The sequence below is a fragment of the Bacillus cereus group sp. MG16 genome (assembly GCF_040459875.1).
Lineage (GTDB): Bacteria > Bacillota > Bacilli > Bacillales > Bacillaceae_G > Bacillus_A > Bacillus_A paranthracis.
On sequence record NZ_JARVHE010000001.1, the window covers coordinates 1,048,059 to 1,061,646 of the forward strand.

Here is a 13,588-nt window from a genome sequence, read left to right on the forward strand (position 1 = left end):
AAGTGGCTTAGAGGGGGAGAAAGAAATATGAGTATTTTAGAAAAAGTACAACCGATTGAAACGATGTTACCAGAGCGTTATTACACGATGTCAACAGAAAACATGGAAAAGCGGGTTCGTGAAATTAAAGAAAAAATGGGGGAAACGCTATTTATTCCAGGACATCATTACCAAAAAGATGAAGTGGTACAATTTTCTGATGCGGCAGGAGATTCACTTCAGCTTGCGCAAGTTGCAGCGAGCAATAAAGACGCAAAATATATTGTATTTTGTGGTGTACACTTTATGGCAGAAACAGCAGATATGTTAACGACAGATGATCAAATCGTTATTTTGCCAGATATGCGTGCAGGGTGTTCGATGGCAGATATGGCAGATATCGAACAAACAGAAAGAGCGTGGAAAGAGCTCACAAAATTATTTGGAGATACGATGATTCCGTTAACGTATGTGAACTCTACGGCTGCAATTAAAGCGTTTTGTGGTCGTAATGGCGGAGCAACAGTAACTTCTTCTAATGCAAAACAAATGGTATCATGGGCTTTTACGCAAAAAGAGCGTCTCGTTTTTTTACCGGATCAACATTTAGGAAGAAATACAGCGTACGATTTAGGTATCCCGTTAGATAAAATGGCAGTATGGGATCCACATACTGATTCATTAGAGTACGATGGAGATATAGAAGAAATTCAAGTGATTTTATGGAAAGGGCATTGTTCAGTTCATCAAAACTTTACAGTGAAAAACATTGAGAACGTACGGAAAAATCAGCCGGACATGAACATTATTGTACATCCAGAATGTTGCTACGAAGTTGTAGCTGCTTCGGATTATGCAGGTTCAACGAAATACATTATTGATATGATTGAAGCGGCTCCATCCGGAAGTAAATGGGCGATTGGTACAGAAATGAATTTAGTGAACCGAATTATTCAACAACATCCAGATAAAGAAATTGTTTCACTTAACCCCTTTATGTGTCCATGTTTAACGATGAACCGAATTGATCTGCCGCACTTATTATGGGCACTTGAAACGATAGAAAAAGGAGAAGAAATTAACGTTATTAGCGTAGATAAACAAGTGACTGAAGAGGCAGTTCTTGCATTAAATCGTATGTTAGAGCGTGTGTAAAGCAGCGGATTCCCGTTGCTTTTTTTCGTACATATAATCATAACGAGAACAAAATGGGCATACATTGTTTTGAAGAAATCATTGCGATTATCTTATACTTATTCCGCTTCTAATGATATCGAAAATCGAAGAAGTGATACAAGTGAAAAGAGGTTAACGTTATTTAGAAAGGGTTACTTCATGAGATTTGTTACTTATAGATAAGTTATACAGGAGGGGGAAAATTTGAAAATTCATATCGTGCAAAAAGGGGATACCCTTTGGAAAATTGCGAAAAAGTACGGAGTGGATTTTGATACGTTGAAAAAAACAAATACACAACTTAGCAATCCAGATTTAATTATGCCAGGTATGAAAATTAAAGTACCATCAAACAGTGTACACGTAAAACAGCATGCTGGAGCAGGTTCAGCACCTCCAAAACAATATGTAAAAGAAGTGCAACAAAAAGAATTTGCAGCAACGCCAACGCCGCTTGGAATAGAAGACGAGGAAGAAGTTACGTATCAATCAGCACCAATTACACAAGAGCCTGCCATGCAACAAACACAAAAAGAAGTGCAAGTAAAACCACAGAAGGAAATGCAAGTGAAATCACAAAAAGAAGTACAGGTAAAACCACAGAAGGAAATACAAGTGAAGCCACAAAAGGAAGTACAGGTGAAACCGCAAAAAGAGGTGCAAAAAGAACAGCCAATTCAAAAAGAAAAACCAGTTGAAAAACCGTCAGTGATTCAAAAACCACCTGTTATAGAAAAACAAAAACCAGCGGAAAAAGAAAATACGAAGTTTTCGGTAAATGTGTTACCGCAGCCGCCGCAACCACCAATAAAAACGAAAAAAGAATATAAAATTTCAGATGTAATTAAAAAAGGAAGCGAGTTAATTGCTCCTCAAATTACTAAAATGAAACCTAATAACATTATTTCTCCGCAAACGAAAAAAGATAATATAATATCACCGCAAGTAAAGAAAGAAAATGTAGGAAACATAGTGTCACCGCAAGTAAAGAAAGAAAATGTAGGAAACATAGTGTCACCGCAAGTAAAGAAAGAAAATGTAGGAAACATAGTGTCACCGCAAGTAAAGAAAGAAAATGTAGGAAACATAGTGTCACCGCAAGTAAAGAAAGAAAATGTAGGAAACATAGTGTCACCGCAAGTAAAGAAAGAAAATGTAGGAAACATAGTGTCACCGCAAGTAAAGAAAGAAAATGTAGGGAACATAGTGTCGCCGCAAGTGAAGAAAGAAAATGTAGGAAACATAGTATCACCACAAGTAAAGAAAGAAAATGTAGGAAATATAGTGTCACCAAATGTATCGAAAGAAAATGTAGTTATTCCGCAAGTAAAACCACCAAATATTCAAGTGCCAAACATCATGCCAATCATGGATAATAATCAGCCACCAAACATCATGCCAATTATGGATAATAATCAGCCACCAAACATCATGCCAATCATGGATAATAATCAGCCACCAAACATCATGCCAATCATGGATAATAATCAACCACCAAACATCATGCCAATCATGGATAACAATCAACCGCCAAATATCATGCCAATTATGGATAATAATCAAATGCCAAATATGATGCCGATAATGGATAACAACCAAATGCCGAATATGATGCCAATTATGGATAACAATCAAATGCCAAATATGATGCCAATTATGGATAACAATCAACCACCGAATATGATGCCATATCAAATGCCGTACCAACAGCCTATGATGCCGCCGAATCCGTATTATCAACAACAAAATCCATATCAAATGCCATATCAGCAAGGAGCACCGTTTGGACCGCAATATACGTCTATGCCAAATCCAAATATGATGCCTATAGATAATAATATGCCGCCGCTCGTGCAAGGAGAGGAGGATTGTGGATGCGGAGGAGAGAGTAGGCTATATAGTCCGCAACCTGGAGGGCCACAATACGCGAATCCTTTATATTATCAACCAACTCAATCAGCATATGCACCACAGCCAGGAACGATGTATTATCAACCAGATCCGCCAAATGTATTTGGGGAGCCAGTTTCAGAAGAAGAGGATGAAGAAGAAGTTTAAAAAAGGTGGGATTATTCCCATCTTTTTTGTATGTAGATTCATTCCGGAAACGAAAGATTTACACCAAATGTTAGAAAATCCCCAGTGAAATATTAACAGTGTAAAAACCTTCTCTGTTACTCATCATAAGAGGGAGCTTTTCAGAAGAGAAGCTCATTCTAACAGAGGGGGGTTTTGTATTGAATACGAAAGTAAAAGTGATTGCTGCTTCTTTGTTAGTTACTAGTGCATTAGCTGCATGTGGTACACCAAAAGATAACAATGCAATGGATGGACGTAACTACAATTACGAGCGTACATCTTATAATGATACACACCAGTATCGTGATAATGTGGCGCGTAACGATCGTTATACAGACTATGTGACATATAGAAATGGTCGTAACGATACAGGATACAACTATTACCGTGATGTAAATTACAACGGTCAAATTGCTAATCCGCATCCAACACGTAATATTACAATGAACAATTCATACATTAACAATGATGGTAAAACTGCAGAAAGAATTACGAATCGTGTGAAACGTATGAATAACGTAGATCGCGTGTCTACAGTTGTATATGGAAACGATGTAGCGATTGCAGTAAAACCACGTAATACGGTGACAAATGAAACGGCGATGGCGAACGAAATTCTTCAAGCTGTTGCAAATGAAGTTGGAAACAGAAACGTATATGTTTCTGTAAGAAATGACATGTTTACTCGTGTCGATGCAATGAGTACACGCTTGCGTAACGGTACAGTTACAAACGATTTTAATCGTGACATAGTAAATATGTTCCGAGATATTCGTTACGGTTTAACTGGTACAGTGCGATAGCAAAATAAAGAGGAAGGATAGCCCTTCCTCTTTATTCATCGTTGTCTTGTAAACGACGCTTTTTTATAAAATAACTAACGGAGTAAGAGACTAAAAAGCATATGAAGAGAATGCTACCTGTTAAAATAGCTTCAAAGAGAGGTCTTTCTGGACTGAAAATAATATAAATAATAGCCATAATAATTCCAACGATAAGGGAGCGAAAGACAAGTTTATAGTAAGGAGTTAATTGGATATCCTTTTCGCTTTCTTCTACATCAATTGAAACGCTTAACTGTAAATAACTAAGCACAATACTCGTAAGAATAAATAATAGCCATAATGGAGATTTCGTAATTTGATCTAGTCCTTTAGTGAATCCGATATAGCCTAAAATTCCAACTATACCAAGTGATTGAAAAAGAAAGGCAATACGTATATTTTTTAATGTTTGCAGAATGAGACGTTCATCTTTTATTTTTTTCACAATATCCATCTCCTGTTTATGATGATTTCGCTGTTACGTTAATTGTAACATATATATTGCATTTATCAATTTATAATTTACATATAATTTGTTTGGATGAAAGAGGAAATAAAATTTTTTTATAAACATGTTGCACTTATACTTTATTAATGTTATATTAGCAAAGCGATGAGCTAATTTACGTAAGACGAGAGATATGCTTAAGTGCTAAACACGCGAATGTGGTCGCCTGGTCTCTCGCCGTAAACGCATCAAGACGCCTGCTTTGCAGGCGTCTTTCATTTTATATGAATGTAATGGGAAGAGTGGAGGAATCCAATCTTCCTTTTTTTATCGAAAAAGAGTCTGAAAATAAAGTTATTTACAACTGCGAATGAAAGAGTTACTATTTAATGGTAATATATTACATGTTTTTTATATATAAAAGGTTGGGATGAATAGGATATGGAGAATTTTGAATGTAGAAATACAGAAGTTGTATTAGAGAAATTTCAGGTCGTAACACCTATATTTCAGGCGTTGGGGGATGAGAATCGTCAGCAAATTATTATGCTATTGTTAGAAAATAAACAGATGAATGTAACGCAAATAACAGATGAAATGGGGATTTCTAGACCAGCTGTTTCACACCATTTAAAAATTTTAAAACAAGCAGAACTAATTGTAGCGGATCGACATGGAAAAGAAATTTTTTATTCTATAATAGCCGGAGAATTTTTAAAACAGGTGAAGGAGTTACTTCAAGCAATAGAATCGAATTATTAATTTTTTTTAACTAACAAGTAAATAAGTTTAAACTTTTAAACCTGTATACTTGAAAGGGGTAATGAAAATGAACAGAATAAATCGTATGTATGTCATTATGTTACTTGTTCCTTTATTTTGGGGTGGCTCTTTTGCAACAGCAGAGCATGTTATTACTGAAATTCCACCGATTACTGCGGCAACAATTCGTTTTGGCTTAGCAGGTTGTATTTTAATAGGCATAGTTTTTATGAAATCTGAATGGAATACAAGTTTGTTATTAAAGAGTTGGAAAGGGCTGTTATTTGTATCATTAACAGGTATTTTTGGCTATAATGTTTTTTTCTTTATGGGACTTAACTATACTTCTACTCTGAATGGCTCGCTTATTATTGCTACAATGCCCGTTTTTGTAACATTGGGAGCAATATTATTTTTTAAAGAGTCGTGGAGTATAAAAATTGGAATAAGTTTAATGTTGTCCTTTATCGGTGTAATAGTTGTGATTACGAGTGGTTCAATGAATACACTTATGTCTTTGTCATTTAATAAGGGAGATCTTTTATTTATAGCTGCTTTAATCTGTGGGGTGTTATATAGCTTAACAGGCAAAAAAGTTATGAGGGGTGTCTCCCCTTTGTTAACTACAATGAGTATGACGGTATTAGGTACTGTGTTTTTAGCGGGCCTTTCTCTATATGAAGATGGATGGGGAAAGGTTGGGGCGTTTTCTTTACAGGGATGGATAGAAATGTTGTATATGGTCGTATGCGGGACGTTAGTTGGATATATCGTGTTTAATAAAGGGGTAGAAGAACTAGGTGCAAGCAAAGCGAGTATGTATTTAAATTTAACTCCTATTGTGGCTACTGGTATCTCAGTTGTCCTATATGGAGCAGCTGTTACGTGGCGACAAATAGCTGGAATGATAATTGTGTTAATTGGTGTTTACATAGCAACGGTAAAATCCAATAAAGATATAAAGAAGCTTTCGCATAATCAATACGCTTCGAAATAAATAGGAATAATTGAACTCTATAATTCTTGATGTGAGCAATCTATGAATTAGGGATAAAACCCCCATTTCCGGAAAAACTACTAATGAAAGTATGATCTTGCCTAAAAGAGGTGAACGGAAATGAAATGGATACTGATTGCGATGCAAGCTTTCGTTATGATGTTTTGTTTCGTTTATGGAACGAATGCGAAGGCGGAAGGGCCGGTACCAGAAGTAACAGAAAAAGAGCCTGAAGTTACAATTTTATTAGAGCGAATGTATGTTGATGGAGAAGTAAGTGAGGAAATCTTTACAGAAAAAGTAGCGGACTTGGAAAAGTTTTTACAGCAGTATAAAGAATGGCAGCTCGTTGATCGTGATGATGTACAAATCGTATTACAAAAGAAAGTTGACGATATTTCTCCGTTATTAAAAACGAGCGGTTATTTTGGAGTGTCAGAGGAAGGAATATTACAAATTTTTAAAGGTGTACCGAAAAGTGATAATGCGATTCATTCCTTCTTTCAAATTGATATGAAAAAGCTTGAAAGTTATGAGCGTGCGAAATTGAAGCGTGGTATTCGTATTAAATCAAAAGAAGGTTTTGTGAAGACGATTGAAAAAATGAAGCAATATGCAGTGCAAAATAAGAAAAGAAGCAGCTCATGATGAGCTGCTTTTTTTACTTGTTTTTATCTAAAATTTGTTTTGCGATTTCATCGATTAGCATATCTTTTCCGATTGGATTGAAAGCTTTCGTATTGAAGCTTTCGTTTGATACTTCATATACATGATTGTTTTTCACAGCTTTATTGTCTTTCCAAACGGCACTGTTTTTGTAGTCTTCGTAAACTTTATCAGCTTCGCCGCCAAAGTTTACAATAAACATTTGATCAGGTTGGAATGCAACAAGACCTTCTAGTGATACTTGCGCCATCGTTTGTTTTAAATCTGTACCTTTTGTTGCTGGAAGTTTTAAGTCGTTAAAGATGATGTCACCGTACCCGAAGCTACCGTATACACGGAAGTTTTGTGGTGTAACTGCGACGAACATAAAGTTCTCATCTTTTGTTTTTTCTTTAATCTTTTTAGATAAAGAGTCTGCTTTTTTATCGTAGTCTGCAATCCATTTGTCCGCTTTCTTTTCTTCATCAAATAGTTTACCTACTTCTTTAAACTTACCACGCCAGTCTTCTAAGTTTGTTTCTAGAACTACCGTCGGTGCAACCTTTTCTAATTGATCATAAATCTTTAATTGGCGATTATTTAAAATAATTAAGTCTGGTTTTAAAGCAGTAACAGCTTCTAAATCAACTTTAGGTGCCCAGTACCAGCCTACTGCTTTTACGCCATCTAATTTTTCTGTTAAGTGATTTTGGATTTTATCTTTATATGTATTTGCTGTACCAACAGGTTTGTGCCCAAGAAGTAATAATTCTTCCGTTGAACCAGATAAATCAACAATTCTCTTTGGATTTACTGGAATTGTAGCTTCCCCTTTAGCGTGTTTTACCACTTTTGTTTTCGGTTGTTCTTTTGCTTTTGATTCTTCTTTTTGAGAAGAACAGCCAACGATAGAAAGAACAACTAGCATAATAGTAAATAAAATAAATAACTTCTGTTTCATCCTGATGTAACCCCTTTAATTAGTATTGATAATCATTATCGACTTCTGTATATTAATGTGCTTTATACTTTCTGTCAATGGAAAATAACAGAAGGTTTAAATAGAGAACATTTGTTGGGGCAGTCTCGCTTTTCTATCATTAAATATGTTAAAATGGAATACATGATTTAAGAGGGAGAGATCGTATTTTGTTTGAATATGTTACAGGTTACGTGGAGTATGTAGGACCGGAATATGTCGTAATTGATCATAATGGAATTGGTTATCAAATTTTCACACCAAATCCGTATGTATTTCAAAGAAGTAAGCAAGAAATCCGTGTCTATACATATCATTATGTGAGAGAAGATATTATGGCACTTTACGGGTTTAAAACACGTGAAGAGCGTTTATTATTTACAAAGTTGTTAGGTGTGTCTGGTATTGGACCAAAAGGCGCTCTTGCGATATTAGCTTCTGGTCAAACAGGACAGGTCGTTCAAGCGATTGAACATGAAGACGAGAAGTTTTTAGTGAAATTCCCAGGCGTAGGAAAGAAAACAGCGCGTCAAATGATTTTAGATTTAAAAGGAAAACTAGCAGACGTTGTACCAGATGCATTTGTTGATTTATTCTCAGACGAAGAACGTTTTGATGAGAAGAAAGGTTCGTCAGCTGAACTTGATGAGGCGCTGGAAGCTCTGCGCGCACTTGGATACGCGGAACGAGAAGTTTCTCGCGTTGTACCAGAGTTATTAAAAGAATCATTAACGACGGATCAGTATATTAAAAAGGCACTTAGTCTTTTACTAAATGGTAAGAGGTGAGTATAATGGACGAACGTCTCCTTTCAGGGGAATCTGCATATGAAGATGCGGATTTAGAATATTCATTACGGCCACAGACGCTCCGTCAGTATATTGGCCAAGATAAAGCGAAACATAATTTAGAGGTGTTTATTGAAGCGGCGAAAATGCGTGAAGAGACGCTAGATCACGTGCTTTTATATGGACCACCAGGTCTTGGTAAAACGACGCTTGCGAATATTATTGCCAATGAAATGGGCGTAAATGTTAGAACAACTTCAGGACCGGCAATTGAAAGACCAGGTGATTTAGCGGCTGTTTTAACAGCACTTCAGCCAGGGGATGTATTATTTATTGATGAAATTCATCGTTTGCATAGATCAATTGAAGAAGTACTATATCCTGCGATGGAAGACTTTTGCCTTGATATCGTAATTGGAAAAGGGCCTTCAGCACGGTCTGTACGATTAGATTTACCGCCATTTACATTAGTTGGAGCAACGACGCGTGCAGGTGCATTATCAGCGCCGCTTCGTGACCGTTTCGGTGTGCTTTCAAGATTAGAATATTACACAGTAGATCAGCTTTCTGAGATTGTTGAACGTACAGCAGAAGTATTCGAGGTTGAAATTGACTCGTTAGCCGCACTAGAAATTGCAAGACGTGCTCGTGGTACACCTCGTATTGCGAATCGTTTATTACGACGTGTACGAGATTTCGCACAAGTTCGTGGTAATGGAACGGTTACGATGGAAATTACACAAATGGCGTTAGAACTACTGCAAGTAGATAAATTAGGTCTAGATCATATTGACCATAAATTATTGCTTGGTATTATTGAGAAATTCCGCGGTGGTCCAGTTGGATTAGAAACGGTTTCGGCAACGATTGGAGAAGAATCTCATACGATTGAAGATGTGTATGAGCCGTATTTATTACAAATTGGCTTTTTACAACGAACGCCAAGGGGCCGAATTGTAACGCCACTTGCATATGAGCATTTCGGAATGGAGATGCCAAAAATATGACGGAGATGCCAAAATTGCTTATTACAGCAGGTATCTTACTTATCGTTGTTGGCTTAGCTTGGAAGTTCATTGGAAGACTTTCAGGCGATATTTTTGTGAAAAAAGGAAACGTTACCTTTTATTTTCCTATCATTACATGTATTGTGTTAAGTATTGTATTATCTTTTATTATGTATATAATAAATCGATTCAAATAAGAAATAGGTGGATATAGTTATGGATATTAATCTGTTTGATTTTCATTTACCAGAAGAACTTATTGCACAAGTCCCATTAGAAGAGCGTGAAACATCAAGATTAATGGTGTTAGACCGCGAAACAGGTGATATTGAGCATAAACATTTTACAGACATTCTTTCTTACTTACATGAGGGGGATTGCTTAGTTTTAAATGAAACGAAGGTAATGCCTGCTCGTCTGCATGGTGTGAAAGAAGATACAGGCGCACACATTGAAGTACTTCTTTTAAAACAAGAAGAAGGTGATAAGTGGGAGACGCTTGTTAAGCCAGCGAAACGTGTAAAAGAAGGAACTGTTATCTCTTTTGGCGAAGGAAAATTAAAAGCAACTTGCACAGGAACTGCAGATCAAGGTGGACGTCAGCTTGAATTTTCATATGACGGCATCTTCTATGAAATTTTAGATGAACTTGGAGAAATGCCACTTCCTCCATATATTAAAGAGACGCTAGAAGATCGCGATCGCTATCAAACAGTATATGCGAAAGAAATCGGTTCAGCAGCAGCGCCGACTGCAGGACTTCATTTTACAGAAGAGTTACTGGAAAAGTTAAAACAAAAAGGCGTTGAGTTAGCATTTATTACACTTCACGTAGGGCTTGGAACATTTAGACCAGTTTCTGCTGATACGATTGAAGAGCACCATATGCACGCAGAATATTACCATATGTCTGAAGAGACGGCGGCATTATTAAACCGTGTAAGAGAGAATGGTGGACGTATTATTACGGTAGGTACGACTTCAACTCGTACGTTAGAAACAATTGCGACAGATCATGACGGCAAGCTTTGTGCTGCTTCTGGCTGGACAGACATTTTTATGTACCCAGGTTACGAATTTAAAGCAATTGATGGTTTAATTACAAACTTCCATTTACCGAAATCAACATTAATTATGCTTGTAAGTGCATTTGCAAACAGAGATAATGTACTTCATGCTTATAATGAAGCAGTAAAAGAAAAATATCGTTTCTTTAGCTTTGGTGATGCAATGTTCGTTGCCTCTCACGCTAAAATGGGAAACAAATAAAAGGAGTAAATTATGACAGCAATTCGTTATGAATTTATTAAAACTTGTAAACAAACAGGTGCCCGTTTAGGACGTGTACATACGCCACACGGTTCATTTGATACACCAACATTTATGCCAGTTGGTACGCTTGCAACAGTTAAGACAATGTCACCAGAAGAATTAAAAGCAATGGATTCTGGCATTATTTTAAGTAATACGTATCATTTATGGCTACGTCCAGGTCACGAAATCATTCGTGAAGCAGGCGGTTTGCATAAATTTATGAACTGGGATCGTGCAATCTTAACGGACTCTGGTGGTTTCCAAGTATTCAGTTTAAGTGACTTCCGTCGCATTGAAGAGGAAGGCGTTCATTTCCGTAACCACTTAAATGGAGATAAATTATTCTTATCACCAGAAAAAGCGATGGAAATTCAAAATGCATTAGGTTCAGATATTATGATGGCATTTGATGAGTGTCCACCATTCCCAGCTACTTTTGAATATATGAAGAAATCTGTAGAGCGTACAAGCCGCTGGGCAGAGCGTTGCTTAAAAGCACATGAACGTCCACAAGATCAAGGTTTATTCGGTATTGTACAGGGTGGGGAGTTCGAAGAGCTTCGTCGCCAAAGTGCAAAAGACCTTGTTTCAATGGACTTCCCTGGTTACGCGGTAGGTGGTTTATCTGTAGGTGAGCCGAAAGATATTATGAACCGTGTACTTGAGTTTACAACGCCACTTCTTCCAGATAATAAGCCACGTTACTTAATGGGAGTAGGTTCTCCTGACTCGTTAATCGATGGTGCAATTCGTGGTATTGATATGTTTGACTGCGTACTTCCAACTCGTATCGCTCGAAATGGTACATGTATGACAAGTGAAGGCCGTCTAGTTGTCAAAAATGCGAAATTCGCAAGAGATTTCGGTCCGCTTGATCCAAACTGTGATTGCTATACATGTAAAAATTACTCTCGTGCGTACATTCGTCACTTAATGAAATGTGATGAAACGTTCGGAATTCGTTTAACGTCTTATCACAACCTTCATTTTCTGTTAAACTTAATGGAGCAGGTGAGACAAGCTATTCGTGAAGACCGTCTTGGCGATTTCCGCGAAGAATTCTTTGAACAGTATGGCTTTAATAAACCGAATGCTAAAAACTTCTAATACATAATTTAAAAGGAGGAACAAAAGATGAATCCAGGTATGATGAATATCGTTATGATCGTTGCGATGTTTGCGATTTTCTATTTCTTATTAATTCGCCCGCAACAAAAACGTCAAAAAGCAGTTGCTCAAATGCAAAGTGAGTTAAAAAAAGGTGATGCTATCGTAACAATCGGTGGTTTACACGGTACAATCGAATCAGTAGATGAGACGAAAATCGTTATTAAATCTGGTGGTTCACACTTAACTTTCGATCGTAATGCGATTCGTGAAGTTGTGAAAAACTAATGAGGAAGGCCCTGCATGAAATGTGCAGGGCCTTTTTTAGTTATTTTGTTTGGACATATTTACACCGAAAATGCCACCAAGTGTACTCGCGCCCATTAGTGCTAATTGGTAAAGTAACTGCGAGTTCGATAAAGTTTGAGAGAAGCCTAAATAGTTAACTAGAAAAACAAGTATAGTGAATGTAAGTCCTGTTGTGAAGCCTACTAGCCAACCTTTCCCTTGTGCTTTTTTGCCGGCAGTAAACCCGGATATAAGCATAGATAAAAGTGCTAGTATAAAAATAGTAACAGCTAATGTTCCTTCATTCATATCTGTAAATTTTAATAAAAGAGCCATAATCATGCTAGTAACTGTTGCGAGAATTAATAGGATAACGATACCGAAGCCGATTGCAGTTGATAATTTTTTCGTTCCATCCATTTATACATTCCCCCTTTTTAATACAAGCATATTTTCCTTTTGCCTAAGTTAGACTATTTTCTTTTTTATAGGGGAGTCTATACGTAAAAAGGAGATGTAAAAATGGAATGGGTATCAATCATTGGCCGGACGATGCTTTTGTATATCATTATCTTAATTATTTTTCGTCTTATGGGTAAACGTGAAATTGGAGAGCTAAGTGTATTAGATTTAGTCGTATTCATTATGCTTGGTGAAATGGCAGTAGTCGCAATTGAAAATACCGATAAATCACTTTGGCACCAATTAGTTCCGATGACTTTTCTTATGTGTATACAAATTATTTTGTCAGTTATTTCGTTAAAGTATCAACGATTTCGGCATTTAATAGAAGGTGAACCGGCCATTCTTGTAAATGCAGGAAAGATTGATGAAAAGAAGATGAGAAAGCAACGTTATAATATAGATGATTTAATGATGCAATTAAGGGAACAAGGAGTTGGAGACATCCGGGATGTAGAATACGCTATTTTAGAACCATCTGGGAAGTTATCTGTCTTTCAAAAACAAAAAGGCGGGCAGGATGTATTACAGTTTACTCTTCCTCTTATTATCGATGGCGAAATTCAATCGAATCATTTACAAATGATTGAACATACAGACGAGTGGCTTGTTGGAAAATTAAAAAACTTAGGCTATAACGATGTAACACAAATTTTATACTGTAGTTTTCAAAATGGAAAATTTTTTGTTGATTTGAAAGAAAACTAGAGGCTTACTATATGGAATAGTAAGC

At 36.6% G+C, this 13,588-nt stretch carries 15 protein-coding genes and 1 pseudogene; 13 read left to right on the forward strand and 3 right to left on the reverse strand.

The features are described 5' to 3' along the window. Nucleotides 1-27: 27 nt before the first annotated feature. The 3 genes and pseudogenes from nadA (at nucleotide 28) to QCI73_RS05440 (ending at nucleotide 4,037) form a co-directional block, all read left to right on the forward strand. Complete coding sequence (gene nadA, locus QCI73_RS05430; protein WP_200730841.1) at nucleotides 28-1,134, forward strand: quinolinate synthase NadA; 1,107 nt, start codon at nucleotides 28-30, stop codon at nucleotides 1,132-1,134. Nucleotides 1,135-1,359: 225 nt separating this feature from the next. Then, nucleotides 1,360-1,516, forward strand: a pseudogene (gene safA, locus QCI73_RS30835) (SafA/ExsA family spore coat assembly protein); the annotation flags it as partial. 1,876 nt (nucleotides 1,517-3,392) lie between these two features. After that, on the forward strand, nucleotides 3,393-4,037 hold the full coding sequence (locus tag QCI73_RS05440) for a YhcN/YlaJ family sporulation lipoprotein (protein ID WP_353822616.1): 645 nt from the start codon (nucleotides 3,393-3,395) through the stop codon (nucleotides 4,035-4,037). A gap of 31 nt (nucleotides 4,038-4,068) precedes the next feature. Here QCI73_RS05440 and QCI73_RS05445 read toward each other — a convergent pair whose 3' ends face one another. After that, complete coding sequence (locus tag QCI73_RS05445; protein ID WP_353822617.1) at nucleotides 4,069-4,503, reverse strand: branched-chain amino acid ABC transporter substrate-binding protein; 435 nt, start codon at nucleotides 4,501-4,503, stop codon at nucleotides 4,069-4,071. Nucleotides 4,504-4,947: 444 nt separating this feature from the next. On the opposite strand from QCI73_RS05445, the gene QCI73_RS05450 reads away from it, so the two are divergent. The 3 genes from QCI73_RS05450 (at nucleotide 4,948) to QCI73_RS05460 (ending at nucleotide 6,913) form a co-directional block, all read left to right on the forward strand. Continuing rightward, nucleotides 4,948-5,268, forward strand: a complete 321-nt coding sequence (locus tag QCI73_RS05450; RefSeq protein WP_262724365.1) for an ArsR/SmtB family transcription factor — start codon at nucleotides 4,948-4,950, stop codon at nucleotides 5,266-5,268. Nucleotides 5,269-5,335: 67 nt separating this feature from the next. Continuing rightward, the gene (locus QCI73_RS05455; RefSeq protein WP_353822618.1) at nucleotides 5,336-6,265 is read left to right on the forward strand and encodes a DMT family transporter; all 930 of its coding nucleotides are present in this window, start codon (nucleotides 5,336-5,338) and stop codon (nucleotides 6,263-6,265) included. 120 nt (nucleotides 6,266-6,385) lie between these two features. Next, nucleotides 6,386-6,913 carry a BofC C-terminal domain-containing protein gene (locus QCI73_RS05460; protein WP_029440006.1) on the forward strand — a complete coding sequence of 176 codons (528 nt, stop codon included), beginning with the start codon at nucleotides 6,386-6,388 and terminating at the stop codon, nucleotides 6,911-6,913. Nucleotides 6,914-6,926: 13 nt separating this feature from the next. Here QCI73_RS05460 and QCI73_RS05465 read toward each other — a convergent pair whose 3' ends face one another. After that, complete coding sequence (locus QCI73_RS05465) at nucleotides 6,927-7,871, reverse strand: iron-hydroxamate ABC transporter substrate-binding protein (RefSeq protein ID WP_327922453.1); 945 nt, start codon at nucleotides 7,869-7,871, stop codon at nucleotides 6,927-6,929. A 188-nt stretch (nucleotides 7,872-8,059) separates the two neighbouring features. On the opposite strand from QCI73_RS05465, the gene ruvA reads away from it, so the two are divergent. Genes ruvA through yajC form a run of 6 tightly spaced genes read left to right on the forward strand, consistent with a single transcriptional unit; the run spans nucleotide 8,060 to nucleotide 12,393 of the window. Further along, nucleotides 8,060-8,677 carry a Holliday junction DNA helicase RuvA gene (ruvA, locus tag QCI73_RS05470; RefSeq protein ID WP_000464508.1) on the forward strand — a complete coding sequence of 206 codons (618 nt, stop codon included), beginning with the start codon at nucleotides 8,060-8,062 and terminating at the stop codon, nucleotides 8,675-8,677. A gap of 5 nt (nucleotides 8,678-8,682) precedes the next feature. After that, a complete protein-coding gene (ruvB, locus tag QCI73_RS05475) occupies nucleotides 8,683-9,684 on the forward strand; it encodes a Holliday junction branch migration DNA helicase RuvB (protein ID WP_000344453.1) in 1,002 nt (333 codons plus the stop codon). Continuing rightward, entirely contained in the window at nucleotides 9,681-9,881 is a 201-nt protein-coding gene (locus tag QCI73_RS05480; RefSeq protein WP_336455820.1) for a DUF2905 domain-containing protein, read from the forward strand. The genes ruvB and QCI73_RS05480 overlap by 4 nt, the downstream gene beginning before the upstream one ends. Before the next feature lie 19 nt (nucleotides 9,882-9,900). Further along, on the forward strand, nucleotides 9,901-10,953 hold the full coding sequence (queA, locus tag QCI73_RS05485; RefSeq protein ID WP_000354031.1) for a tRNA preQ1(34) S-adenosylmethionine ribosyltransferase-isomerase QueA: 1,053 nt from the start codon (nucleotides 9,901-9,903) through the stop codon (nucleotides 10,951-10,953). A gap of 12 nt (nucleotides 10,954-10,965) precedes the next feature. Further along, complete coding sequence (gene tgt / locus QCI73_RS05490) at nucleotides 10,966-12,105, forward strand: tRNA guanosine(34) transglycosylase Tgt (RefSeq protein ID WP_000125362.1); 1,140 nt, start codon at nucleotides 10,966-10,968, stop codon at nucleotides 12,103-12,105. A gap of 27 nt (nucleotides 12,106-12,132) precedes the next feature. Continuing rightward, entirely contained in the window at nucleotides 12,133-12,393 is a 261-nt protein-coding gene (gene yajC / locus QCI73_RS05495; RefSeq protein ID WP_001068066.1) for a preprotein translocase subunit YajC, read from the forward strand. A gap of 36 nt (nucleotides 12,394-12,429) precedes the next feature. Here the strand turns inward: yajC and QCI73_RS05500 are convergent, their stop codons facing one another. Then, nucleotides 12,430-12,813 (reverse strand): TIGR04086 family membrane protein, encoded by a 384-nt coding sequence (locus QCI73_RS05500; protein WP_014893502.1) that lies wholly within the window; start codon nucleotides 12,811-12,813, stop codon nucleotides 12,430-12,432. 102 nt (nucleotides 12,814-12,915) lie between these two features. Between QCI73_RS05500 and QCI73_RS05505 the strand changes: the two genes are divergently transcribed. Then, the gene (locus QCI73_RS05505) at nucleotides 12,916-13,563 is read left to right on the forward strand and encodes a DUF421 domain-containing protein (RefSeq protein ID WP_262724370.1); all 648 of its coding nucleotides are present in this window, start codon (nucleotides 12,916-12,918) and stop codon (nucleotides 13,561-13,563) included. Nucleotides 13,564-13,588: the final 25 nt, after the last annotated feature.